The following is a 24977-nucleotide window of genomic DNA, read 5'->3' as shown; positions in this document are numbered from 1 at the left end:
GACTGCCGCGCGGCCGCACATGGCCGCGCGACATTCTTTGTGAAGCGGATCTGGCGGGCAGGATGAATGAGGTTTTGAAGGCGGTGATCGCCGTCGATGACGCCAAGGTGAGCTTCGGCGCGGTCAAGGCGCTCGACGGCGTCACGCTCCGCGTCATGCCGGGCGAATGCGTCGGGCTCGTCGGCCACAATGGCGCCGGCAAATCGACGATTGTCAGCGTGATCAACGGCGGTCTCACCCCGCACGAAGGAAGCGTTGCGAGCGACGGCGAACGGCTGGAACGCTATGGCATCAATGCCGCGCGTGCCCGCGGCGTGCGCTGCGTCTTCCAGGAGCTTTCGCTCTGCCCCAACCTTTCCATCGTCGAGAACACGCGCATCATGCATCGCCATCTCGGTGGCTTCGGCTGGCGGCGGCGCGCCGCAAAAATCATCGAGACGAGCCTCGACGCCGTCTTTCCCGGCCACGGCATCGACAGCGGCCGGGCCGTGGGCGATCTGTCGATTGCCGAGCGGCAGATGGTCGAGATTTCAATGGCCTTTTCCAACGCCGGCGTGGCGCCGCGCCTGGTGATCCTCGACGAGCCGACCTCGTCGCTCGACGCAAGCCTTGCCCGCCAGATGCTCGATCATGTCCGCCGCTTCGTCGCCGCCGGCGGCTCGGTCATCTTCATCTCGCATATCCTGCACGAGATCCTCGAAACCTCCGACCGCATCGTCGTCATGAAGGACGGCCGCGTCGTTGCCGAGCGTCCGGCGCCGGGCTTCGACCATCATGGTCTCGTCGAAGCGATGGGGACCGTTGCGAAGGAGGAGACCGCGCAGCGCTCGACGCGCGAACAATCCACCGCTCCGCTCATTCTGTCCCATCAGACGAAAGGCCTTCCCTTCACGGCGCTGAAGGGTGAGATCATCGCACTGGCGGGACTGGCCGGCCACGGGCAGACCGAATTGCTGCTCGCCCTGCATGCCGCCCAGTCCGGCAACTGGCTGCCCGAGCGCGATCCGCTCGTCACCTTCGTCGCCGGCGACCGCCGCCTCAATGGCGTCTTCGAACTCTGGAGCATCCTGCGCAACTTCTCCATCGCCTCGCTCGGTGACCTTACCCGGCACGGCCTTATCCTCGCCGATGAAGAGCAGACGAAGGGCGTCGATTGGAAGCGGCGGATCGAGATCCGCACACCCGATATGGCCAACCGCATCCTGTCGCTTTCCGGCGGCAACCAGCAGAAGGTGCTGTTTGCCCGCGCGCTGGCGACGCGCGCGCCTGTCGTCCTGATGGACGATCCGATGCGCGGCGTCGATGTCGGAACCAAGCAGGAGGTCTACGCGATCATCCGCGAGGAAGCGGCGCACGGCCGCACCTTCATCTGGTACTCCACTGAGATGGACGAGGTCCGCCTCTGCGACCGCGTCTATGTCTTCCGCGAAGGCCGCATCACCGCCGAACTCGCCGGCGACGCCGTCAACGAGACGAATATCATCGCCGCTTCCTTCGAAGGGGTCGCCGCATGACGTTCCGGATTTCGTCCGACGCCTTGCGTCTTACCATCCCCGCTCTGTCGCTGACGCTGCTGCTTGCCGCCGTCTTCTGGCTGCAGCCGCGCGCCATGAGCTATGTCGGGCTCAACCTGCTGTTCAACCTGGCTGTGCCCATCGCGCTTGCGACAATCGCCCAGATGCTGGTGATGGCGGTCAACGATCTCGATCTGTCGATGGGCACCTTCGTCAGCTTCGTCGCCTGCGTCACCGCGACCTTTCTCCGCGATGCCCCGGCGGTCGGCATCCTGATCCTTGCCGGCGCAATCGCCATCTATGCGGGCCTTGGCGTCGTCATCCATCTGCGCAACCTGCCCTCCATCGTCGTGACCCTCGGCATGAGCTTTGTCTGGGGCGGCCTTGCCGTGCTGCTGCTGCCGGCACCGGGCGGCCAGGCGCCGGATTGGGTACGCTGGCTTATGACCGTCAAGCCGCCGCTGGCGCCGATGGCGATCGTCGCCAGCATCGCCATCGCCGCCGTCGCCCATCTCCTCGTCATGCGCTCTTCGCTCGGCGTGCTGATCCGCGGCATCGGCGGCAACCAGCGCTCGGTCGAGCGCGCCGGCTGGTCGATCGTCGCTGCACGCGCCGGCGCCTACGGCCTTGCCGGCCTGTTCGCGGTGCTTGCTGGCATCGCCCTCGTCGGCCTGACGACCTCGGCCGATGCCAATATCGCGCTGCGCTACACGCTGCTGTCGATTGCCGGCGTGATCCTCGGCGGCGGCGAGTTCATCGGCGGCCGCGTCTCCCCTGTCGGCGCCGTCATCGGCGCGCTGACCCTGACGCTCGCCGGCTCGTTCCTGTCCTTCCTGCGCATCTCGCCGGACTGGCAGATCGGGGCGCAAGGCGCGATCCTGATCGTCGTGCTCGCACTTCGCCTGATGCTCAACCGCCTGGAGAAGCGGGAGAAACGCCGATGACCCCGCTGTTCGGTCTGTTCGGCAAACCCTGGATATGGTCGTGGCTTGCCGCCTTCACCGTCTGGTTCCTGACGATCATGGTGACACTCGGCGCCAGCACGCTTGGTCTGTCGCAGGCAGCCCTCACCTTCGCCGCCTTCTCGGTCATCGTCGGCATCGGCCAGATGTTCGTCATCACGCTGGGCCCCGGCAACATCGACCTCTCGGTTCCCGCCACCATGACGCTGGCCGGCACGGTGGCGCTGAAGCTGATGAATGTCGAAAACGGCATGATCCTGCCCGGTCTTCTCATTGCCATCGTCCTCGGCCTTGTTGTCGGCCTCGGCAATTATGCGCTGATCAAGGTCCTGCGCATTCCGCCGATCATCGCCACGCTGTCGATGAGCTTCATCGTCCAGTCCGCGGCGATCTGGACGAACCGCGGATTGCGCATCAAGCCTCCGACCATGCTGGCGGAGTTCACCACGTTGAACACGCTCGGTGTGCCGAATGTGGCGATCGTAGCACTCCTCATCTCGCTGCTTGCCTGGTTCCTGCTCGAAAAGACGATCTACGGGCGCTGGATCTCGGCGATCGGCCAGAGCATGCCGGCGGCGCGCATGGCCGGCATACCGGTCGACGGCACGCGCTTCGTCACCTACCTGTTCTGCGCCGTGCTTGCCGCGGTCGCGGGCTATCTGCTCGCCTGTTTCTCCGGCGGCGCGGCGCTCAACATGGGCTCCGAATATCTCTTGATGTCGATCGCCGTCGTCGTGATCGGCGGCACCGCCGTCGCCGGCGGCGATTCCAACGTGCCGGGCATCTGGGGCGCATCGCTCTTCATGTTCCTGGTCGTCTCCATGCTCAACACCTACGGGGTCGGCGCGGGCATCCGCCTCATCATGACCGGCCTCATCATCATCAGCGTCATCATGCTCGCCGGCGGCCGCCGGGCCGGCATGTGATAAACGGGAAGACCGCCATGGCCGAGGCCAGCATCTACGAAATCCACGACCCGCGCTTCCGGCAGATGATCGTAACAAGCGCCGGCCTCGACGAACTCTATTCCGGCTGCCGCTGGGCCGAGGGTCCCGTTTGGTTCAACGATGCGAACCAGCTGCTCTGGAGTGATATTCCCAACCAGCGTATGATGCGATGGACGCCCGAGAGCGGCGTCTCCGTCTATCGGCAACCGTCCAACTTCACCAACGGCCATGCGCGCGACCGGCAGGGTCGGCTGATCTCCTGCGAGCACGGGACGCGCCGCATCACCCGCACCGAGATCGACGGCTCGATTACCGTGCTCGCCGACCGTTTCGAGGGCGCAAGGCTCAATTCGCCGAACGACGTGGTGGTGAAATCCGACGGCACGATCTGGTTCACCGACCCGACCTACGGCATCATGTCGGATTATGAAGGCTACCGCGCCGTGCCGGAGCAGCCGACCCGAAACGTCTACCGGCTCGATCCGGCGACCGGGGGGCTTGCGGCTGTCGTCACCGATTTCATCCAGCCGAACGGCCTTGCGTTCTCCCCCGACGAGACCATTCTATACGTGGCGGATTCGGCGGCAAGCCACGATGAAAGCCTGCCGCGCCACATAAGGGCTTTCGACGTGGCCGACGGCCTCAGGCTTGAAAACGGCCGCGTCTTCTGCCTCATCGACAACGGCATTCCGGACGGCATCCGCACCGACGTGAACGGAAACCTCTGGTCGAGTGCCGGTGATGGCGTGCATTGCTTCGATCCGGCCGGCAAACTGATCGGCAAGATCCGCGTGCCGCAAACCGTCGCCAACCTCACCTTCGGTGGTCCCAAGCGCAACCGGCTGTTCATTGCGGCGACGCGTTCGATCTATTCGGTCTATGTCGCCGTCAGCGGTGCTCAGATGCCGTGACAGCGTGATTCTACTCGGCGTCTCGCTATCGTCGGTGGAACGGCGGGCCGCTAAAAATGGAGCCGCGGTTGCGGTTGGCGCTTTAGACCGCCAGCATCGGCCGGGCAGAAGCGCCCGCATGGCGCTTGATCCGGAACGTCCCCGCCGGCAGCGGTCGAGAAAGCCAGCCGCCCTGCCTATGGTTTGGCAGCCCAGGCAAATCGCCGGTCCGTCCCCAAGATCGCTTGCTCCGTCGCATCTCCTCAGAAAAAAGTTTTGATCTCCGGCCCTGTGAGTTAGATATCACAAGTCCAAAAGCGCGCGTTCGGCTTCGAGCGTCAATTCCCGGAGTTGCATCATGAAAATCGCGCCGCAGCAGCGGATCTATGTCTGCTTCTTTCTCTTCGCCGTGTCGCTGGGGGCGCTGTTGTCGAGGATGCCGGATTTGCAGGTTGCGCTTGACGTCGACAAGTCGGAGCTTGGGTTGACATTGATAGGGGCTGCGATCGGCGCCTTGATTTCGTTGACTTTGTCTTCGCCCGTGATCGCCCGGCTTGGCGCGCGGACAACGGCATTCATTACTGTTCTCGGCACGTCTGCGCTGCTGTCGCTGGTGCCGTGGATTGGTGCGGCGCCGGTCGTGTTCTGTGTGCTTTTCGTCGAGGGGATGCTCGCCGGGGCGCTGGAGATCAATCTCAATGTCGAGATTGATCGCATCGAAGCACAGTTAGGACGCGGCGTGATGAACAGGGCGCATGGTTTCTGGAGCCTCGGCTTCTTCGTCACGGCGCTTGTCTCCTCGGTCGTCCGCCAAGCCGGTATTTCGATGCAACTGCATCTCGCCGTGACCTTTGCAGCGGTGCTTGTGCTCGGCGTCTGGGCGATTTCAGGTATGCGCAATGCGCCCGCGCGGACCCCGTTGAATGAAGGCAAGGCGCCACTGGTGGCGCTTCCCACCCGGAGCCTCATGCCGCTCTGCGTGATCGGCATCGCGGCCTTTCTCGTCGAAGGTGCCGGGATCGACTGGTCGGCGATCTATATGCGCGACGTGTTTTCAGTCGAGCCCTTCATTGGCGGACTAGGATTGACCCTCTTTACTTTCTGCATGGCACTGGCGCGCCTGTTCGTCGATCCGCTGGTCGATCGGTTTGGCCCGCGGGCCGTCGCCACGATGTTGCTTGTCCTTTCGGCTATCGGCGTTTGCGCTGTCTGGGGCGCTCCGCATGCCTATGTGGCACTGGCGGGCTTTGCCGCGATGGGCGCCGGCTGCAGCGCGGTCTATCCTCTCGCCGTCTCGGCGGCGGCCCAGCGCACAGATCGGGCGGCGCATCTCAACGTCGCCGCCCTTGGCCAGATGACCTTCGTCGTCTTCTTCCTGGCGCCGCCGCTGCTCGGTTTCATTGCCGAACATGCGGGCATCAGGACATCCTATCTCGTCTGCCTTCCGTTGATCGTCTACGCGCTCTTTTCGGTTAAGGTGCTTGCTCAGCGCCGGGCGGCCTGCGGCGGCAGCGTTGCGAGCGTTCGGAGCGTCAACGGGTGATCGATCGAGCTGGCTGTTTCGGCGGCTTGATTGGTTCGGCGAAAAGCATAGGCGAGCACGCCGTAGCGCATGCTCGGCGGTCCCATTTGTATGCGTTTTAGGCCGCCGGCGTCGCAGATCCGACAGTCCGCCGACTGCTCATGCTAGATGATCATCGCGTCGAGCCGGAGCGCGAACACGGTTGCCAACAGAGGTCGATCATCATGACTAGCGTGCGTATCCATGATAACGTCCTCCTAGCCGTCATGATCGCCTGCGTCGGCACGTGTTACGGATTCGGCCTCAGCCTTTTTCCTCAGATCATCCCCGACATGCGGAAAGATCTTGCCTTCGACTATTCCTTCGTCGGCACGGTCACCGGCCTAGTGCAGTTTTCCACAGTGGCATTCGCCGTGCTCGGTACCTGGCTCGTCCATCGCATCGGCGCCGCACGGACGGTGGTGGCGTCCGTGTCGCTCTGCGGGCTCTGCCTGTCGAGCATCCCCATCAGTGACAATCTCTATGTGGTTGCCGGCCTGCTGATGGTCGCCGGCGCGACTGGCGCATCGACTTTCGTGCCGATGATTAATCTTGCCTCGCGGGTGGTAAGAGCAGACCAGCGCGGCTTTGCCATGAGCCTGATCTCCAGCGCCCCGGCCTTTGGCGTCCTCATCAACAGCGCACTCGTGGCGGCATACGCCGGAAGCGGTCACTGGCAGATGGTCTGGTTCCTCACAGGCGCGGCCACGATCGCACTGGCGGTTGTCACCCACATTCTCTTCGGGCGGGCCGGCCTCTTCGACAGCGGGACAAGTCACCAAACGCTGGCGCCAACTGCTGGCGGTTCAGCAAGCCTGCGCTCCATCATGCCATGGGTGACGCTGATCTTCGCGCTCGGCTTCATCAACGGGCTGATGCCATATCCCTATCTCACCTATCTCTCGCCGTTCCTGCGCGAGGAACTCGGCTACTCCGTCGGCTTTGCCTCATGGCTCTGGGCAACGATCGGGGCGGTGGGGATAAGCGCAGGCTTCGCCATTGGCACGATATCGTCGCGTCTCGGATCGCGCTATGCCATGCTTACCTGTTACTCAAGCTTCCTCGCCGCCGGCGCCCTCGTCGTCCTCGATCCCTCGATGGAACTCTCGACTCTGTCCGGCATCTTCTTTTCGCTGGGCTTTTATCCGATCTATGGCTTGCTGCCGGCCTACGTCTCACATCGCGCCACGCCCCGCGTCGCGGTCACTGTCTTAGGCATCTGCACCGTGCTCCAAGGCATCGGCGGCACTGCTGGGAACTTCTTTGGCGGCGTGATCCAGACCTCGACTGAGAGTTTCAGCGGCATCTATCTCGCCGTTGCAGTTACGGCCGCCGTCGCCGCGGCGATGACAATCTCGCTGCCGAAGGACCAGAGTGTGCAGGCCGTGTAGCGTCTGCCGATGCTGCCTTTGCCCTGGGCAAAGGCTATTATATGTTGGCATCATCGCGGACATCGCGCCATACCAAGACCGGCAGATCGTCGTCCTCGAGCACAAGGCTTGGGCCGACTGGCTCAATTCAACTGTTCCGCGAAATCGTTGGTCTCCCTGCCCCCCCCCAGGGACCCTATCTGTGGAGGAAGTCGGCCGAAACGCGCCAGGCTATGGTTCTTGCCGAAATACTCACCGGACCTAAATCCCATTGAGCAGAGTGGGAAAGGCGACATCGTGTTTGGAGAAGAGCCTGAAAACCAGTCCGGGAAGGACAGACAACGATCATGACACGCTCGCGCCGCCCCTCATTGCCATTCCTCAACGAGTCCAATGCAACGCTGCAATCTCGTCCGATCCGCAAGCGCGATCCCGACCAGCCAAGCCTTCCGTTCGATCCAATGCCGGCGAGGGTCGAGCCATGCCTCGCACTGCTGAAGCCCCGCGTGCCGATCGGGCCGGATTGGCTCTACGAGGCGAAGTGGGATGGCTACCGGCTTGCGATCCACATCGAGCCGAAGGGCGTTCGTGTCATCACCCGCGGCGGCCATGACTGGACGCATCGTTTTCCCACCATCGCCGCGGCCGCCAAGGAACTCGGCGTGGCCACCGCCATACTGGATGGAGAAGCCGTGGTTATGGATGATCACGGCCGGTCGGATTTCGGCGCGCTGCAACGTTCGCTCGGCGGTCGCGGCGGCAAGCGGGCCTCGAACGAGTCCATTCTCTACGCCTTCGACCTTTTGTATCTTGACGGGCATGACCTCACAGGCACCGAGCTCGCCGTGCGCCGGCACCTTCTTGAAGACCTGATACCGGAAGGCAGTGGGACGATCCGCTTTTCCGAAGAAATAGACCTGCCGGGTGACGAGCTCCTCGATCACGCCTGCCATCATGGGCTGGAAGGCATCATCGCCAAGCATCGCGATCAGCCCTACCGCAGTGGCCGCACGGGCGACTGGCTGAAGATCAAGTGCGTCGAGAGCGAGAGCTTCATGATCGTCGGCTACGAACAATCGGCGGCCGCCCGCGGCGGCATCGGCAGCCTGCTGCTCGCCGGCAAGAAGGGTTTCGACTGGGTTTCCGTGGGGGCGGTCGGAACCGGTTTTAGTGCCAGCGATGCCGAAGACCTGAAAAAAACGCTCGACCGGTTGAAGACGAACCGGCCGGCCGTCCCCTTGAGGGGCAAACGCTACGTCTTCGTGCAGCCGACCCTCATCGCCGAGATCGAGTTTCGCGGCTGGACGGATGACGGCAGCCTCCGTCATGCGTCGTATAAGGGGCTGCGCGAAGTTCAGGACAACGCCGCCGTGTTCGATATGACCGGCTTTGGCAGTTGAGGTCGGCGATCGTCAGGTTTTCAGCTGCCGTCGGAGAGTCTCTCCAGAAGAAGCCCAAGCGTGGGCCGCCATTCGAAGATCTCGACGCTCGCGTAAACACCGGAGCGGACGAAGGGATCTCCTGTGCTGAAGGCCTCGAACTCGGCGAGCGTCTCGACCTCCGCGATCACGAGGGCGGTTGAACCCCTGCCCGCCGCCGGCGGCGCGGAAGGGCCGGAAAGCAGGATGCGGATCGCTGTGCCCTGCAGATAGGCCTTGTGTTCCTCCAGCAATCGCGAGCGCTCGGCGCGCTTGCCAGGGTCGGATACCGCATAGCGGGCAACGATCATCGTCCGTCCTCGATCGGCGTCAGCACGAAATCGAAATCGGAGCGCCAGATGGTTGGACGATCTATGCGCTCGAAAGGTGCGACAAGGCTGTGTTTGACGCCAAATACGGTATCGGATTCCAGGTAGGGATCGTCGCCGACGAAAGTGTGGGTTACGAGCTTCTGATAACCCGGAGCCGTGATCAGGTAATGGGTGTGGGCGGGACGATAGGGATGGCGGCCGAGGGATGCCAGCATCTGGCCGACCGGGCCGTCATCCGGGATCGGATAAGAGACCGGCTTGATGCCGACGAAACTATAAGCGCCATCGGCGCCGGTGACGAAAATGCCCCGGTTGTTCCATTTCGGCTGGATATCCGGCTGCTGGACGTCGTAGAACCCATCGGCATTATCCGACCAGACATCGATCCGGGCTCCCTCGATCGGATTGCCGTTAAGATCGAGCACCCGCCCGATGAACAGACAACTCTCGCCCTTGCCGTCGAGCGAGATGTTTTCACCCATATGCCGTATGGGCGCCCCTTCGACATGGAACGGCCCGAACACGGTGTTCTCCGTGGCGCCCGGCGGACGCCGGTTGTTGATCGCATCCACCAGCATCGAGAAACCCAGCGTATCGCTGAGCAGGATGAACTCCTGTCGCTCGTCATGACAGAGATGGCCGGTTCGGGTCAGGAAGCCGATGGCCAACGCCCATTCCTCCTGGCTCAGGCTGACATCCCTGGCAAAAGCATGCAGATGCTTGACCAGCGACGACATGATTTCGGCCAGGCGCGGATTGATGTCCCGCCCCATGCGCGCGTTGACGGCTTCCACGGATCTCTCTTCGCTGAAATATTCAGGCACGTGGCCATCCTCCCTAGCCGTTAACGCGGCCGCGCGCCCTCCCAGGCGCTCTGCAACAAAGCCCGGATCGCTTTTCCTTCGAGCGGACGCGGGTTCCAATAGGGATTCCGAGCGGCGATTTCGGCCGCGCGGTCCAAATCGGCCTCCTTCATACCGAGATCTCGCAGCGCCAAGGGGGCGCCGATCGAAGCGGCAAAATCATAAAGACCGCGGCCGAGCGAGCCGCCGAAAAGCTCGGCGGCAGGCCTTAGCGCATCCGTTGCGGCTGCGGCGTTATAGTCGGCGGAATGGGGAAGAACGACCGCATGGGTTTCGGCATGCGGCAGATCGAAGCTGCCGCCGAGCGTATGGCAAAGTTTGTGATGCAGGGCCATCCCGACCGTTCCGAGGACCGTGCCGCACAGCCAGGACCCGTAAAGCGCTTCGCTTCGCGCTTCGATGTCCCGAGGGGCCTGGACGATCTGAGGCAGAGCGTGCTTCAGCGCCCGCAGGCCCTCGATCGCCATCATCGACGAGATTGGATTGCGGTCCTCTGCGTAGAGACCTTCGACCGCATGCGCCATTGCATTGAGCCCGCTGCTGACGCTGATCTCGACCGGCAGGCTCAATGTCAATTCAGGATCGTAGATCACCACCTCGGGCAGGATGCCCGCTCCACGCACTGTCGTCTTCTGGCCGTTCTCCGTCTGGCCGAGGATCGGTGTGACCTCCGAGCCCGCATAGGTCGTCGCCACCACGATTTGCGGTGCGTCGTTGCGATAGGCGATCGCCTTGCCGAGGCCGATCGTTGATCCGCCGCCGATTGCGACGACGCAATCGGCGCCGGCTTGGCTATATCTAGCCATTGCGCGCTCGGTCACATCGACCGGCGTATGCATTGCCGCCTCGTGGAACAGTCCCGCCGCGAGCGGGCCGAGGGAGGCAGCGATCCGTTCTGCCTCTTGCTTCTGGTGCCGGGTCGAAAGGATCAGCGCGCGTTTGCCGCCCTGCCCTGCAACCGCCTCGGCGAGACGGCTCAGTGAACCGCTCCCGAAGATGATCTCAGCCGCGCTGGCCGTGTATCTGAAAGGTGCGACCATGCTATCGATCGAGTTTGAACAGTGAAACCGCATTGGTGCGACCGATCTTCAGCCGATCGGCTTCGGAAATGGTGGCGCTGTCGAACCAGTTTGCAGCATGGTCGATGTTTTCGAATGGCCAGTCTGTCGAAAACAGAATTCTGTCCGCGCCGATTTCCAGCATAGCATCGATCAGTGATTGTGTGCGGAAATTCCCCGACGTCGTGATGTAGAAATTCTCGTTGAAATAATCGGCGATCGGGCGTTTGGCCGGATAGTTCTTTTCCACCTTGACCCAGGCATTCCGGTTGTCGATGCGCCACATCATGAAGGGCAGCCCCTCCCCCATGTGACCGACGATGATCCGCAAAGCCGGATGTTCGTCGAATAGGCCGGATCCCATCAGGCGCAGCGCATGAACTGCGGTCTCCTGTGCGAACGCCCATGTCGGACCCATCAGCCAGGAGTGGCCGGCATAGATGCGGCTATCCTGCGGCAGCGGGTTGCGCGGGTGCAGATAGAAGGGAATGTTGAGTTTTTCGACTTCGGCCCAGAACGAACGGTATTGCGGCAGATCGTAATAGAGCGGCGTCGTTCCGTCGCCCTCCTGCGAGAAGCCGTTGACCAGTGCGCCGACGAAGCCCAGCGTCGTTACGCAGCGCTGCAGTTCCTGCGTCGCCGCATCCGGATCCTGCAGGGGTAAAGCGGCAAATCCCAGAAAACGGTTGGGGTTCTTGACGCATTGCTCCGCCAGAAAGTCGTTGGCGCGCCGGGAAATCTCCAGGGCCTTGGCCTTGTCCGGGATTGCCTGCACGGCCGGAGCGTTCAGCGACAGGATCATTTTTTCGATGCCGTGGGCATCCATCAGGCGCAAACGCTTGTCCTGGATATCGAGAAGGCGGGCGGATAGTTCAGTCCAGTAGTCGCCCGGCACGAATCCAGCCGAATCCTGCAACGTCTCGGGAATGGCGAAATGTTCTTCAAGCGCGATCTTGCCTTGCACGATATGCTCTCTTTCCTGTCTTTCGAAACAATGACGGTGGCGGGTCAGAATTGTCCCTTGGGCGGAAGGCCGAGCAACTGCTGGCCGACCATGGTGCCGACGGCATCCCAGTTCATGGAAATGTGGCGCCCGACGGCATTGGTATCTCGCCATGCGCGCTGGACGGGATTGGACATCTGCAGGCCAAGGCCGCCTGTCGACGCGTTGAGTGCCTCCACGGCCCGAAGCGCCAAGCTGACCGCAAAGGACTGGCTGCGGCGGGCGAGTATCCGATCTTCCCCAGTGATCTCGGCGGCGCCATCCTCGCGGGCCTGGGCCAATTGCTGCGCCCGGGCAATATCGCGCAGAAGGATTTCGCGGGCGGCATCGACGGATGCGGAGGCTTCCGCCACGCGAAGCTGGATCGTCGGAAATTCCGCGATCTTGTTGTTGCCGCCGGCAACCGCACCCCGCGTCACACGGGTCCCGATGTGGTCGATATAGCTATCCAGTGCGCCCTTCGCCGCACCGACGGCGGCGCTGCCGAGGCAGAAGGGAATGCCCATGAGGAGCGGAATGTTGAAAAGGCCGATGCCCTGGTAGCCACGCCCGCCCGGTGTTCTGCCGGAGGTCGCATCCGCAAAGCTCAGCATGCGGTATTCCGGAACGAAGACCTCCTTGAGGATCAGGCTCTTCGAGCCGGTGCCGGCGAGGCCGACGACATCCCAGGTCTCGGCAATGGTATAATCGCCGGCCGGAACCAGAAGAAACGCCGGCACTGGACGCTCGCCCTCGCCTTTTGGCGGAATGATCGCCGCACAGAGCGCCCATCCTGCATTTTCGCATCCGCTGGCAAAGGCCCAGTCGCCGGATAGCCGGAAACCACCGTGGACGCGCTCAGCCATGCGGACCGGCGCATAGGAACCGCAGAGCAGCGCATCCGGATTGTCGCCCCATACTTCCTGCTGAACCCGTTCGTCGAACATGGCAAGCAGCCATTGATGCGCGGAAAGCAGGCCGGCAACCCAGCCGGTGGAGGCACAGGCCGACGACAGTTCGATATTGGCATCGACAAGCTCCGCAAACGATCCTTCGGCGCCGCCGAAACGGCCAGGCTTGACGATATCGAAGTAGCCGGCCGAGCGTAGCAGATCCATATTGCGCGCCGGCACCCGGCCCGATTTTTCCGTATCGCGCGCACCGGCACGGATTTCATCCAGCACCGGGGCGATGCGGTCTGCAAGACATGCGGTCTCGACCCGCGCCGAGGCGGGAAACAGGGCGGCTGTATTGTTCATGGAACGACCTTCAGTTCTGGGATGCGGGAAGTGCGTGCTGTGGCGCGCAATATTTCGAGTTCTCGTACATCAATGCGACGGTGTCGTTGGAAACGCGTGTATCCACCACCTGCCCGATGAAGATCGTGTGCGTGCCATAGGGAACGACGCCCATGCGGCGGCAGACGACCGAGGCATGGGCGGTGCCCAGCACCATCATTCCACGCTCATGGCGAACCCAATCGGCAGCGTCGAACCGACGCTCGGGCGCAATCTTGCCGCTGAAACCTTCCGATACGGCGGCCTGCCTGTCGGTCAGAATGCTGACCGCGAATTCCGGCACCTCGAGCAGCATGTCATGCAGATAGGTGCGATTGTTCAGGCAGATGAGAAGAGAGGGCGGATCCATTGAAAGTGATGTGACGGCCGTTGCCGTCATTCCATGATCCGCACCGTTGCGGCAGGCGGAAATGACCGTCACCGTCGCCGGGAAACGGCGCATGGTCGATCGAAACGCGTCGCTGATCGGTGCGGGGGCCGGCGATATGCCGAGGGCAGCAGTGGCAGACATGATTTCCTCCCGTGTCTCCTCGGGCTTCAAATTATTGCATATGCAACTATTGTCAATGCAAATTTATAATTCAGGCGCGAAAATGTTTGTTCTGCCAAGCCGTTTTCAACGGCTGAAAGCCTATCATGTTGTCATCCCGGCAATTTAGGTGCATGTCGGAGGAAGCCTTCAGCAAGCCGAATCCCGCCAGCAGACAGAGACATGTACAAACTTACCGATTCCGTTCCTTATCTTCTCAACCGCGCCGGCGTGCGGATAGCCGAGGTGTTCTCGCAGAGAATTGCCGAAGACAATCTCAGCGTGGCGATGTACCGGGTTCTGGCCATGCTCAAGGAGCGCCGGGAGAGCACGCTTGGAGATCTCGCCGACGTCGTCTCCGTCGAGATCTCGACGCTGTCACGCCTCGTCGGCACGTTGGCCAAGCGCAAGCTGGTGTCGAGAACACGCCCGGAAGACAATGGCCGTATCGTCATCGTCAGGCTGACCCCGCAGGGCGAGGCGCTGACGGAAAGGCTGATGCCGCTTGCCGTGGAGCTTGAACGCACTGCGGTTCAGGGCATGTCGGACGAGGAGGTAGCAGCCCTGAAGAATGCGCTGCGCCGCATGCACGCCAACCTGCCGGCAATATCCCAAAAGGGAAAAGCTGCCGGCTGAGAAGTTTGCAGTTGCAAATATTTTATTCGCAAGTATTTAATAGCGTGTCGTCATTGTCTTGACATCGCCCGCTCGTGGGTGAGTCTGGCGCTGGGAGGAACCACGCCGGCAATGATCGAGGAGGATTTGTACATGGATTGACGCGGACCTGCCGTTGGCAGGAGCGGACTTCCTGTACTCAAATGTATGGGGAGGGAAAATTGGCCATACAAGATCTCGCTATTTTCAAGGAACGCGTTCGCAGCCCGAATATCATCATCGTGCTTTGCGGTCTGCTGATCCTGTTCGACGGCTATGACCTGATCGTTTACGGCGCAGTAGCCCCGGCATTGCTCGCCGAAGCCAGTTGGGGCCTGACGCCCGGCATGGTCGGACGCGCTGCCGCCATCACCCTGTTCGGCATGCTGCTCGGGGCTCTCGTTGCGGGAACGCTCGCTGACAGGATCGGACGCCGCAAGGTCATCATCGGCAGTCTGCTGAGCTTCTCGATCATGATGATCGGCAGCGGGCTGGCGCCGAACTTTTCCGTTTTCGAGGGCACACGCTTTCTTGCCGGTCTGGGCCTTGGCGCTCTTTTTCCGACGGTAACCGCGTTGATCATCGAGTTTTCTCCGCCGAAGCGGAAGGCGATGGCCTATTCGATTGCGCTTCTCGGTTATCTCGCCGGCGGCATCATTTCGGGCATCCTCGGAATGCTGCTGATACAGAAATACGGATGGCGTCCGCTGATGATCATCGGCGGCGCACCGATCCTGCTTCTGCCTTTCTTCATCCGCCTCATCCCTGAATCTCCCGAATGGCTGGCAACGAAGAACCGCCAGAGCGAAGCCAACCAGATCGCAGACCAGTACGGGCTGCCCAATCCTATCGCCAAGCCTATTGTACAGGTCGGCATCCGGTCGCTGTTCTCCGAAGGTCGCCTGCTGCCGACCTTGAATGCATGGGGCATCCACTTCTGTTCGCTGCTGCTGACATTCGGTATGGTCAACTGGCTTCCGACTATCATGAACAAGATGGGCTATGACCTCGGTTCCGCCCTGCTGTTCTCGGTAACCCTCAATCTCGGAGCCGCAGTCGGCCTGCTGATCGGCGCGAGGATTGCCGACCGCGGCAATGTCAAGATTGTCGTCGCAGGCATGTTTCTGCTCGGAGCCTGCTCGATCTGGCTGCTGACGCAAGTGGATCAGGGCCTGCAGGTCTACGGCCTTGTCGCACTTGCGGGTACGGGAACGATCGGCACGCAAATCCTCGCCAATATTCTCGTTGGAAACCTCTATCCGGTCGAGATCCGTGGAACCGGCCTTGGCTTCTCGCTCGGCATCGGCCGTATAGGCGGCATGATAGGACCGGCCATCGGCGGTGCTGTTCTGGGTGCAGGCCTGGCTCCGCAGTGGAATTTCTACATCTTCGCAACTGTCGGAGCCGTAGGATGCGTCCTCGCACTCCTGACAATGCTCTATCGCAAAAAGGCTGCCTGATGGCGGATTGCCGGCAGGTGTGGAATCCAAACCTGCCGGCAATGCAAATTTCGAAAAGCCAGTTGATCTTGATCAGCGAGGTCGCTCAAGTCGTGTTGCTGCAACGTCGGACAGGTTCATCTAAAGCAAAACGCTGGCCGAAACAAACAGGCTGACGCAGCTTAATTCAGTAGAATTGAATGCTCGAAATATCGAAATCGTTGGAAGTACTTGCCTGATTTCCCCATCGAGCATCTTTAAACCTCAAGGCGCAATCCTTACGTCCCCTATCGTCATGTCTTTCAAGGCGACACCGATGTGAGATCACTCACGACCACGCCGCCCCTCATCGGGGACTCGGGACGCGCGGTCGTTTTTCCCAGACAATGAGCAGCCCAGGCGTTAGATACACCTTTAGTGCGTCGAACGAGCAGGCGCGCCATCTCCCCGTCTTATCAACCAAACACCAACCGGCGGCCATCGGGTGGAACGAACCCGTGCGCCCATATGAGAAAAAAGATGGAAACCCTACAATATCTGAGCCCGATGGGATGGAAGGCGATCGAAATCTCCGTCACGCTCATCGTGCTGGCAATCCTGTTCCGGTGGAGCGGCGTGATCCGCTATATCCCCAACGACAGGCTCGGCATTCTCGAAAAGCTCTGGAGTTTTCGCGGCTCTGTCGATAACGGCTTCATTGCGCTCTATGGCGAGGCCGGCTTCCAGCCAGAAGTCGTGCGCGGTGGCCTGCATTTCTTCATGCCGTTCCAGTATGCGATGCATCGCGCCAATCTCGTGACCATTCCACAGGGCCAGATCGGCTATGTCTTCGCCCGTGACGGCGAGCCGCTGCCGCCGACCCAGACGCTTGCCTCGAATGTCGACGCCGATGATTTTCAGGATGTGCGCGGCTTTCTGACAAAGGGCGGCCAGAAGGGGCCGCAGCGCAAGATCCTGCGCGAAGGCACCTATGCCATCAATCTGGCGCAGTTCATCGTGCTGACCGCACAATCGACCTATGCCGTCAACTTGAACGCGTCGGAACAAGGACTGTTTGCCGACATGTCGACGCTGATCAGTGAGCGGAACGGTTTCGAGCCCGTCGTCATCCACGACGCCGAGGACCTGATCGGCGTCGTCACCATCCATGACGGTCCGGCGCTGCCGGATGGCGAGATCATCGCGCCGACCGTTGCCAACAACCCCAAAGATCCGAACTTCCACAACAACTTCCAGGATCCGGAGAAGTTTCTCAATGCCGGCGGTTATCGCGGCCGGCAATTGCAAGTGCTTGCCGACGGCAGTTATTTCCTCAACCGAATCTTTGCGACCGTCGAACTTGTGGAGAAGACGATCATCGACGTCGGCACGGTGGGTGTGGTCGTATCCTATACCGGCCGCCGAAGCGCTGATATCTCAGGCCAGTCCTATCGCCACGGCGAACTGGTCGAGACCGGCGCACGCGGTGTCTGGTCGACGCCGCTCCTGCCGGGCAAATATGCGTTCAACACCTATGCCGGCAATATCATCATCGTGCCGACCACCAACTTCGTGCTCAAATGGACGAAGGAACAGTTCGGCGAGCACAGGCTGGACGAAAATCTGTCCGAAGTGTCGCTGATCACCAAGGATGCGTTCGAACCGGTGCTGCCGCTCTCGGTCGTCGTGCATATCGACTACATGAAGGCGCCTCTCGTCGTGCAGCGTTTCGGCGATATCAAACGGCTGGTCGAACAGACGCTCGATCCGATGGTCTCGGCCTATTTCAAGAATATCGCCCAGACCAAGACCCTGATCGAACTGCTGCAGGAGCGCAGCGAAATCCAGCGCAAATCCGGCGACGAAATGCGCGAGAAGTTCAACTCCTACAGCCTCGAACTGCAGGAAGTGCTGATCGGCACGCCGCGGGCCAGCAATGGCCAGAACAGCATCGAGCAGATCCTGATCCAGCTGCGCGAACGTCAGATCGCCGTTGAAAAGGTCGAGACCTATAAATTGCAGGAGGCGGCGGCGATCCAGGAGCGCACGTTGCGCGAGAAGGAGGCGCTCGCCGAACAGCAGGCCAAGATCACCACATCAGCGCTGACCATCGAGATCAGCGAGAACGAAGGCAAGGCGCAGCTCGCCCGCACCCGCCAGCAGGCAGAAACCATTCAGGTCACCGCCAAGGCAGAGGCCGAGAAAGTGCGTCTCGCCGGCCTCGGTGAGGCCGATCGGATCAAGGCCGTGGCGCTTGCCGATGCCGAACGCATCAAGGCGACCGGTCTTGCCGATGCCCAGAAGGTGCGCGCCATCGGTCTGGCGGAAGCCGAGGCCACGGAGAAGAAGGTCGCGGCCTTCGGTGGGCCGGACTATCAGCTCCACTCGCAGGTGCTCATGCGCTTTGCCGAGGCGATCGAAAATGGCCGGCTGCCGCTCGTGCCGCAGATCCAGGTCGGCGGCGCCGGCGGCGAAAAGGGCGCCGCCAATGGTCTTGTGGAAATGATGCTGTCGATGCTGGTCGCCGATCGGCTTGGACGGTCGGCGTCACCGGCTGCAGTGCCGGCGCCGATCGAGCAGCAGTGATGACGGACGGGCCGGCTCTGCCGGCCCGATTTGCGCTTTGCGTTAATGCTTCATTCCGCCTGGTTTCACCCTGCTGGAGAATTGGTGGACGAGCATGATACCCTGCTCGAGGAGCAGCTCGGCTGCCCGCAGATCGCGCGGTGCAAGCTCCCCGGATAATCCGCGGATGGTATTGGCGATACAGATGGAATTGGCGACGAAGCGGGCGTCGCCCTCCCCTTCGGCCTCCTCGGCGGTTGCCTCCAGGGCGTCGGCGACGGTGTCGAGCAGGCTCGACCGCTCGACCAGCGTCATGTCGTTCAGCGTTTTCGATATGCCGTTCATGATTGTCTCCTCGCGCGTGCCCAAGACGGGTCGCAGCGCCGGTTGTCTCGATTGAGTGAGGCGGCTGTGACTGTCAGATGGAGATGGATGTCTGCAGAAGCAACGCATGGCTGCCGCGCGCTTCACGCATGCGTGCAGCGAAACGGGCGGTTCAAGCAATCATTTCGCGCCGATCACCCCTGATGCTTCAGAAGGTCGGCAAGCATCGGTCGCTGCCCTTTCAACAGCTTCGTTCCCGCCTCGGCCAGGGAAAACCATCCCGCGCGGTCAACCTCCGGAAAGCTCTTCATCTGGCCTGATCTCGGCGGCCATTGCATTTGAAATTCAGAGCTTCGTACTGCGTTCACGTCCAATACCGGATCGGCTTCGATCGACCACGCGACGACGATCTTGCCGCCAGGCTGCCGATATTCGCCGAGCGGCGTCACTCTGCCGTCGATGGCGACTCCAAGCTCTTCTGCCGTCTCCCTCATCGCCGCCGCAAGTTCATCCTCATCCGGCTCGACCAATCCCTTCGGGATCGACCAGGCAGCCTCGTCTTTCCCAGCCCAGAAGGGGCCGCCTGGATGAACGAGAAGGACTTCGAGGTCGTTGGATACGCGCCGATAGATGAGAAGTCCGGCGCTCCGGATTGCCATCGCGCTACGCCCTTGCCGCGTTCATCATGGGGCCAGACATTCCTCGCAGATACCGCAGCCGTCATCGTCCATCCATCGACACCGGCGTTTGCAGCATAGGCAAGCACGGCCATCGGGCTGGTCTTCTCTGTCTTCCGGAGGAATGATCTCGATCGTCGTATCGAAGAGAGTGTCAACCACAAGTTCCACCATCTCGTCGCTCCATCAAGTCTGTTCGACATGAGATAGGGGCGGCTAGCGATCTCGGCAAGTTCTTGACACGACCGGCGGCGCAAGTTGCATGTTTTCACCTTGAGGGCGTTTCCCGTGCCGCCGGGTGTGGCGCTGTCATTTGCTTGCCGGAATGCGGGCGATAACCTTTATCTCGAAGTCGAAGCCGGCGAGCCAGTTGACGCCGAGTGCAGTCCAATTCGGGTAAGGTGGCTTGCTGAAAATCTGCTGCTTGACGGCCATGATGGTTGCGAACTGATTTTCAGGGTCGGTGTGGAAGGTGGTGACATCGACGATATCGTCGATCGTGCAGCCGGCTGCGCTGAGCGTCGCCTGCAAGTTTTCAAAGGCCAGCCGGACTTGGCGTTCGAAGTCGGGCTCGGCTGTTCCATCCGGACGGCTGCCGACCTGTCCGGAGACAAACAGCAGATCGCCGGATCGGATCGCGGCGGAATAGCCGTGCTCCTCGTAAAGGGCGTGCCTGTCGGCCGGAAAGATTGCTTCGCGTTGCGTCATCCTCATCTCTCTTTATCGTTGGCAACGACCGATCAGCGCGGCGTGGCGCTTCACAGGCTTGCGCAATATTTGATATACGGTACGTATGTGTAATATTCTACATACGTGGCGTATGTCAATCTGGTATACGCGACGTATGTGAATGCAAGAGGGCTGGATGGCGAGGACACGTAGCGAAACGATGCAGGAAAACCGTGGCAAGTTGATCGCGGCTGCACGAAAGGCTTTCGCGGAAAAGGGGTATACCGCAGCATCGATGGACGAGCTGACGGCGGACGCCGGTCTGACACGGGGGGCGCTTTACCACAATTTCGGCGACAAGCGCGGGCTGTTGGCAGCGGTTGTTGAGCAGATCGACACTGAGATGGCGGCCCGCGCTAACGCGATCGGGGCTGGGGTGGGCAACGATTGGCAGGGCCTGCTCGCCGAGGGTGCGGCCTATATCGAGATGGCGCTCAATCCGGAAGTCCAACGCATCGTTCTGCTCGACGGGCCTGCGGTTCTTGGCGATCCCTCGCAATGGCCGAGCCAGAACACCTGTCTGCAGGTGACCAAGAGCACCGTCGAGCGCCTGATCGCACAAGGCGTCCTGAAGCCGCTTGACGCGGAGGCGACGGCCCGATTGCTGAGCGGCGCAGCGCTTAATGCGGCACTCTGGATCGCCGCCAGCGAAAATCCGCAGAGCGTGCTGCCAAAGGCGGTCGAGGCCTTTCATGCCTTGGCGGCAGGTCTGCTTTTGGAGCCTCTGTGATCCGCTAGCAGCGCTGGCGGCAGAATTCGCTGCAGGTCAGCGTCCAAGGCTGCCGGCGGCGGCGATGATCTCTGCCCCGGTCGGGAAGACGGAGAGGCTGTTTGGTCCGTCGAGTGCCTCGATCCGTGCCCAGCCGATAGTGCCGTTCGCATTCACCAGGAAGTGCCCGACGAGCTGGGTCGCATGGTCAGCGAAGATCGCACGATCGGCTTCGACAAGCTCGAAGCCGTCCTTGGCGTTGAGTATCGTGTTGGCTTCCATCGGGTGCAGCGGTTCCGGCAGTTCGCCGGTGGGGTTGATGCGTGCCGTCTGGAACTGCGCCATCGTTGTTCTATAGGGCCATTCGGGCTGCTCGCGACTCCCATCGGGTAGGAACTCGGCATGCGGCACACCGTAGGCCCGGTGCGTGCGGCAATCCGGGTCACATAGAAGCGTTATCGGCGTCGGCCGGTGGCGGAAATATAGACGGGCACGTTCCGCCGGCGTGTTAATAACAGCCACGGTCTCCACCCCGGCGGCGCGCAGGGTTGGCTGTACCGCCGCAAGCTGTTCCAGCTGCCGCCGGCAGAATGGGCAGTACAGCCCGCGAAAGAAGCCGATCAGGAATGGGCGACCGCTCAAATCGGCGAAAGAGACGGTTCCATCGAAGTTGGCCGTGGCCAGTGCGAATCCGGGCGCGGCTTCTCCAGGTTGCAGCGGGCGTTTCTGGTCTCCCATGGAATAATTCCTTTATCGTATCGTCCGGAGGACGACCGAAATTTAACTATACCACGTGTCGCAAGAAGGCCCAGTGCTCGATGTCGAGACGCTGAACGCGGTTCGGCATGCCATTTGCGGCTGTCACTCCTTCACCGCCCCGGTCATCGACGACACGTAATAGTCGACGAAGAACGAGTAGAGGATGACCACCGGCAGCGAGCCGAACAGGGCGCCCGCCATCAGTGCCCCCCATTCGAAGACATCGCCGCGCACCAGCTCGGTGAGCACGCCGACGGGAATGGTTTTATTCTCCGATGACTGAATGAAAGTAAGGGCATAGATGAATTCGTTCCAAGAGAGCGTGAAGGCGAAGATCCCGGCCGAAATCAGCCCCGGCACGGCGAGCGGCAGGATGATCTTGGTGAGGATCTGCCATCTGTTGGCCCCATCCACCAGCGCGCTTTCCTCCAGCTCGAACGGGATCGAGCGGAAATAACCCATCAGCAGCCAGGTGCAGAAGGGAATGAGGAAGGTCGGGTAGGTGAAGATCAGCGCCAGCCGCGAGTCGTAGATCCCGAGCTTGAAGACGATGAAGGCAAGCGGGATGAAGAGGATCGACGGCGGCACGAGATAGGCGAGAAAGATCACCAGGCCGACCGAGCGCGAGCCGGTGAAGCGGACGCGCTCGATGGCATAGGCGCCCAAGACCGAAGCCACCAGCGAGAGGAAGGTGGAGCAGACCGCCACCAGCATCGTGTTCCACAGCCAGCCCGGATAGGATGTCTCGAGGAACAGATATTTGATGTGTGCAATGGTCGGCCCGACCACCCAGAACGGGCTGTAATTGGTATAGTCGGTCAGCTGCTCGTTGGGTTTCACCGCGGTGATCGCCATCCAGTAGAACGGGAAGAGCAGCACGAAGACGAAGACGGCCATCGGCAAATAGAGCATCACGATCCGCCGCGGCAGGCGGTTCAGATAGCTCATGCCTTCGGCATTGTCGGTCACGATCTGATCGGCGGTGTTGGAATGTGTCGACATCGTCATTCTCCTAATCTTGGCCGCCCTGCTGCCACTTGCGCCGCTGCAGGCCGAAGAAGCTGAACATGATCGCGCCGAGCAGAAAGGGCACCATGGCGACCGCGATCGCCGCACCCTCGCCGAGCTGGCCGCCGGGAATGCCGCGCTGGAAGGAGAGCGTCGCCATCAGATGCGTGGCATTGACGGGGCCGCCCTTGGTCAGCACGTAGATGAGCTGGAAATCGGTAAAGGTGAAAAGCACCGAGAAGGTCATCACGACGGCGATGATCGGCGTCAGCATCGGCAGCGTCACATAGCGGAAACGCTGCCAGCTCGTGGCGCCATCGAGCGAGGCTGCCTCCTGCAGCGAGGCCGGGATCGTCTGCAGCCCCGCAAGCAGCGAGATCGCCACGAAGGGAATGCCGCGCCAGACATTGGCGACGATGACGGATATGCGGGCATTGATTGGATCGCCGAGGAAATTGATCGGCCCGCTGATCAGCCCCAGTTTCATCAGCGACCAGGAGATGATCGAAAACTGGGAATCGTAGATCCACCAGAAGGCCAGCGCCGAAAGCACGGTCGGCACCACCCAGGGAAGCAACACGATGGCCCGGAAGAAGGATTTGTAGGGCAGATGCTGGTTGAGCAGCATCGCCAGCCAGAGGCCGAGCGCGAATTTCAGCACCGAGGCGACGGAGGTATAGAGAATGGTGTTGAACACAGACAGCCAGAAGACGGAATCATCCATCAGGAACTGGTAGTTCTCCAGCCCAATGAAGATGCCGTCGCGGCCGATCCGGGTATCGGTGAAGCCGAGCCAGACGCCGAGCCCCAGCGGATAGGTGAGAAAGCAGACCAGGAAGACCGCCGCCGGCAGCATGAACAGGAAGCCGAGCACATTGTTGTTCTGCAGGAGCGAAGAGACCGGCCCACGCCTATTCCCCGAATTTGCCATCGACATTGCTTATCTCCAGATCGCGTTTGGACTCCCGGAGGAGCTTGCGGCATGCCGAAAGGCCGGCACGCCGCGTCCTTTTTTGTTTCCATGCATGTCGTTGTCCCGGAACCGCTACCCACTTCCGGGCGACATGCATTAAGCGGGGCTCAGACGCGATAGTAGCGGTTGGCCCGGCGTTCGGCTTCCTTCATCGCATCTTCCGGCGACATCTGGCCGGTAACGGCGGCGGCATACATGTCGACCAGAACATAGTCGGCCATGGTTGCCGCCGAGGCGTAGCCGAGCGGGCCGGCATAGCCGTTCGGGCGCAGCTTCTCCGAAGCGCGCGCATAGGGCGCGTGGACCGGATCGGCCGTCCAGATGGGATTCTTGGCGAAGGCCTTGAGCGGCTGGCAGCAATAGGCGCTGGATCCCTGGATCCAGGCGTTCATCTGGTCGGCTTCCATCATGAACTTGATATAGGCCTTGGCCGCCTCAGGATATTTTGTGTGCTTGAACAGAAGCAGCGAGCTCGTCTGGCAAAGCTCGACACTCTTGCCGACGGGGCCGATCGGGAAGTTCGTCGTGCGGATGTCCTTGGCGATCTCGGCGAGCTTCGGATCGTTCTTGGCGGTGTAATAGACCGAGACGCCGTTGGCGATCAGCGAGACCTGGCCTGCGAGGAAGGCGCGGTTGTTGTTGACGTCCTGCCAGCTTTCAGTGCCCGGAATGAAGGTCGCGTAGAGCTCCTTTGCATAGTTGATCGAAGCGAGCGTCTCCGGGCTGTTGATCGTCACCTTGCCGCTTTCATCGACCATCATGCCGTTATGGCTCCAGAGCAGCCAATGGGCGTAGTTGTTGCCGTCGCCGACCGCCTTGCCGTGCGGGAAGCCGGCCGGCGTGCCCTTTGCCTTCATCGCCTTGCAAAGCTCGAGGAACCCTGCGGTGTCATTCGGGAATTCAGCGAAACCGGCGGCCTTCACATGGCTGTCGCGATAGACGACGGCGTTGCCGATTGCCGTCAGCGGCATGGCGATGAAGGTGTCGCCGCGCGTCGCATATCCCTTTACGCCGTCGTACCAGCCCTCATACTTGTTGCCGAGATAATTGCCGAGCTCGGTGAGATCGACCAGCTTGTCCGGATATTGGTGGGCATCGTCGAACCAGCACATGATGAGATCCGGGCCGGAGCCGACATTGGCGGCAACCGCAGCCTTCGGGCGGATGTCTTCCCAGCTTTCCTTGTCGATGCGCACTTCGACGCCGGTCGCTTCGGTGAATTTCTTGGTGTTGGCGATCCAGGCCTCCTCATCGCCCTTGACGAAAGGCGTCCAGCGCAGCAGCCGCAGGCTTGCGCCGCTTTCCGGCGTGTAGGTCGGTTCGGCCTGCGCAAAGGATGGCTTGATGCCGAAGCCGGCAGCGCCGGCAACGGCTGCCGATGCCGCAAGAAATTCACGTCTCTTGATCGTCATGAGATTCCTCCTCATTGAAACAGCG

24 protein-coding genes are annotated in these 24977 nt (G+C 61.4%); 11 read left to right on the top strand and 13 right to left on the bottom strand.

What is annotated here, in order from left to right:
* Positions 1 to 62: 62 nt before the first annotated feature.
* From K6N12_RS00255 to ligD, 7 genes are all read left to right on the top strand, one after another.
* Complete coding sequence (locus tag K6N12_RS00255; RefSeq protein WP_183778164.1) at positions 63 to 1514, top strand: sugar ABC transporter ATP-binding protein; 1452 nt, start codon at positions 63 to 65, stop codon at positions 1512 to 1514.
* Positions 1511 to 2458 (top strand): ABC transporter permease, encoded by a 948-nt coding sequence (locus K6N12_RS00250; protein ID WP_183778166.1) that lies wholly within the window; start codon positions 1511 to 1513, stop codon positions 2456 to 2458. Before K6N12_RS00255 ends, K6N12_RS00250 begins: the two co-directional genes overlap by 4 nt.
* On the top strand, positions 2455 to 3402 hold the full coding sequence (locus K6N12_RS00245; RefSeq protein ID WP_183778168.1) for an ABC transporter permease: 948 nt from the start codon (positions 2455 to 2457) through the stop codon (positions 3400 to 3402). The genes K6N12_RS00250 and K6N12_RS00245 overlap by 4 nt, the downstream gene beginning before the upstream one ends.
* A gap of 17 nt (positions 3403 to 3419) precedes the next feature.
* Positions 3420 to 4334 (top strand): SMP-30/gluconolactonase/LRE family protein, encoded by a 915-nt coding sequence (locus K6N12_RS00240; RefSeq protein ID WP_183778170.1) that lies wholly within the window; start codon positions 3420 to 3422, stop codon positions 4332 to 4334.
* Positions 4335 to 4671: 337 nt separating this feature from the next.
* On the top strand, positions 4672 to 5856 hold the full coding sequence (locus K6N12_RS00235; RefSeq protein ID WP_183854503.1) for an MFS transporter: 1185 nt from the start codon (positions 4672 to 4674) through the stop codon (positions 5854 to 5856).
* Positions 5857 to 6059: 203 nt separating this feature from the next.
* The gene (locus K6N12_RS00230) at positions 6060 to 7265 is read left to right on the top strand and encodes an MFS transporter (RefSeq protein WP_183778174.1); all 1206 of its coding nucleotides are present in this window, start codon (positions 6060 to 6062) and stop codon (positions 7263 to 7265) included.
* A gap of 326 nt (positions 7266 to 7591) precedes the next feature.
* Positions 7592 to 8644: a non-homologous end-joining DNA ligase gene (ligD, locus tag K6N12_RS00225; protein ID WP_183778176.1), complete on the top strand. Its 1053-nt coding sequence runs from the start codon at positions 7592 to 7594 to the stop codon at positions 8642 to 8644.
* Positions 8645 to 8664: 20 nt separating this feature from the next.
* Here ligD and K6N12_RS00220 read toward each other — a convergent pair whose 3' ends face one another.
* The 6 genes from K6N12_RS00220 to K6N12_RS00195 are packed head-to-tail and all read right to left on the bottom strand — an operon-like array spanning position 8665 to position 13706.
* Positions 8665 to 8973: a YciI family protein gene (locus K6N12_RS00220; protein WP_222148544.1), complete on the bottom strand. Its 309-nt coding sequence runs from the start codon at positions 8971 to 8973 to the stop codon at positions 8665 to 8667.
* Positions 8970 to 9818 (bottom strand): dioxygenase family protein, encoded by an 849-nt coding sequence (locus tag K6N12_RS00215; RefSeq protein WP_183778180.1) that lies wholly within the window; start codon positions 9816 to 9818, stop codon positions 8970 to 8972. The genes K6N12_RS00220 and K6N12_RS00215 overlap by 4 nt, the downstream gene beginning before the upstream one ends.
* Positions 9819 to 9838: 20 nt before the next feature.
* Complete coding sequence (locus K6N12_RS00210) at positions 9839 to 10897, bottom strand: maleylacetate reductase (RefSeq protein WP_222148543.1); 1059 nt, start codon at positions 10895 to 10897, stop codon at positions 9839 to 9841.
* A gap of 1 nt (position 10898) precedes the next feature.
* Positions 10899 to 11879: a gamma-resorcylate decarboxylase gene (tsdA, locus tag K6N12_RS00205; protein ID WP_183854496.1), complete on the bottom strand. Its 981-nt coding sequence runs from the start codon at positions 11877 to 11879 to the stop codon at positions 10899 to 10901.
* Positions 11880 to 11923: 44 nt separating this feature from the next.
* Complete coding sequence (locus K6N12_RS00200) at positions 11924 to 13156, bottom strand: flavin-dependent monooxygenase (RefSeq protein ID WP_222148542.1); 1233 nt, start codon at positions 13154 to 13156, stop codon at positions 11924 to 11926.
* A 10-nt stretch (positions 13157 to 13166) separates the two neighbouring features.
* Positions 13167 to 13706 carry a flavin reductase family protein gene (locus K6N12_RS00195; protein WP_183778194.1) on the bottom strand — a complete coding sequence of 180 codons (540 nt, stop codon included), beginning with the start codon at positions 13704 to 13706 and terminating at the stop codon, positions 13167 to 13169.
* A 201-nt stretch (positions 13707 to 13907) separates the two neighbouring features.
* Here K6N12_RS00195 and K6N12_RS00190 point away from each other — a divergent pair, with 201 nt between their 5' ends.
* The 3 genes from K6N12_RS00190 to K6N12_RS00180 all read left to right on the top strand — a co-directional run bounded on the left by K6N12_RS00190 (position 13908) and on the right by K6N12_RS00180 (position 18382).
* Complete coding sequence (locus tag K6N12_RS00190) at positions 13908 to 14360, top strand: MarR family winged helix-turn-helix transcriptional regulator (RefSeq protein ID WP_183778196.1); 453 nt, start codon at positions 13908 to 13910, stop codon at positions 14358 to 14360.
* 182 nt (positions 14361 to 14542) lie between these two features.
* Entirely contained in the window at positions 14543 to 15838 is a 1296-nt protein-coding gene (locus tag K6N12_RS00185; RefSeq protein WP_183778198.1) for an MFS transporter, read from the top strand.
* A 498-nt stretch (positions 15839 to 16336) separates the two neighbouring features.
* Positions 16337 to 18382 (top strand): SPFH domain-containing protein, encoded by a 2046-nt coding sequence (locus K6N12_RS00180; RefSeq protein ID WP_222148541.1) that lies wholly within the window; start codon positions 16337 to 16339, stop codon positions 18380 to 18382.
* 42 nt (positions 18383 to 18424) lie between these two features.
* Here the strand turns inward: K6N12_RS00180 and K6N12_RS00175 are convergent, their stop codons facing one another.
* The 3 genes from K6N12_RS00175 to K6N12_RS00165 all read right to left on the bottom strand — a co-directional run bounded on the left by K6N12_RS00175 (position 18425) and on the right by K6N12_RS00165 (position 20070).
* Positions 18425 to 18706: a hypothetical protein gene (locus K6N12_RS00175; RefSeq protein WP_054184529.1), complete on the bottom strand. Its 282-nt coding sequence runs from the start codon at positions 18704 to 18706 to the stop codon at positions 18425 to 18427.
* 173 nt (positions 18707 to 18879) lie between these two features.
* Positions 18880 to 19344 carry an NUDIX hydrolase gene (locus tag K6N12_RS00170; RefSeq protein ID WP_183778203.1) on the bottom strand — a complete coding sequence of 155 codons (465 nt, stop codon included), beginning with the start codon at positions 19342 to 19344 and terminating at the stop codon, positions 18880 to 18882.
* 327 nt (positions 19345 to 19671) lie between these two features.
* Positions 19672 to 20070 (bottom strand): RidA family protein, encoded by a 399-nt coding sequence (locus K6N12_RS00165; protein WP_179612893.1) that lies wholly within the window; start codon positions 20068 to 20070, stop codon positions 19672 to 19674.
* A gap of 157 nt (positions 20071 to 20227) precedes the next feature.
* On the opposite strand from K6N12_RS00165, the gene K6N12_RS00160 reads away from it, so the two are divergent.
* On the top strand, positions 20228 to 20821 hold the full coding sequence (locus K6N12_RS00160) for a TetR/AcrR family transcriptional regulator (RefSeq protein ID WP_183778205.1): 594 nt from the start codon (positions 20228 to 20230) through the stop codon (positions 20819 to 20821).
* Between the two features lie 36 nt (positions 20822 to 20857).
* Here K6N12_RS00160 and K6N12_RS00155 read toward each other — a convergent pair whose 3' ends face one another.
* The 4 genes from K6N12_RS00155 to K6N12_RS00140 form a co-directional block, all read right to left on the bottom strand.
* Entirely contained in the window at positions 20858 to 21538 is a 681-nt protein-coding gene (locus tag K6N12_RS00155; protein ID WP_183778207.1) for a redoxin domain-containing protein, read from the bottom strand.
* Between the two features lie 123 nt (positions 21539 to 21661).
* Entirely contained in the window at positions 21662 to 22561 is a 900-nt protein-coding gene (locus K6N12_RS00150) for a carbohydrate ABC transporter permease (RefSeq protein WP_183778209.1), read from the bottom strand.
* A 10-nt stretch (positions 22562 to 22571) separates the two neighbouring features.
* The gene (locus tag K6N12_RS00145) at positions 22572 to 23504 is read right to left on the bottom strand and encodes a carbohydrate ABC transporter permease (protein WP_097629031.1); all 933 of its coding nucleotides are present in this window, start codon (positions 23502 to 23504) and stop codon (positions 22572 to 22574) included.
* Between the two features lie 143 nt (positions 23505 to 23647).
* Complete coding sequence (locus K6N12_RS00140) at positions 23648 to 24952, bottom strand: ABC transporter substrate-binding protein (protein WP_183778213.1); 1305 nt, start codon at positions 24950 to 24952, stop codon at positions 23648 to 23650.
* Positions 24953 to 24977 lie beyond the last annotated feature (25 nt).

This window comes from Rhizobium redzepovicii, from assembly GCF_019793435.1.
GTDB classification, from domain to species: Bacteria; Pseudomonadota; Alphaproteobacteria; order Rhizobiales; family Rhizobiaceae; genus Rhizobium; species Rhizobium redzepovicii.
Note: the sequence above shows the minus strand (reverse complement) of the source record. Positions and strands in the feature narration are given on the sequence as shown.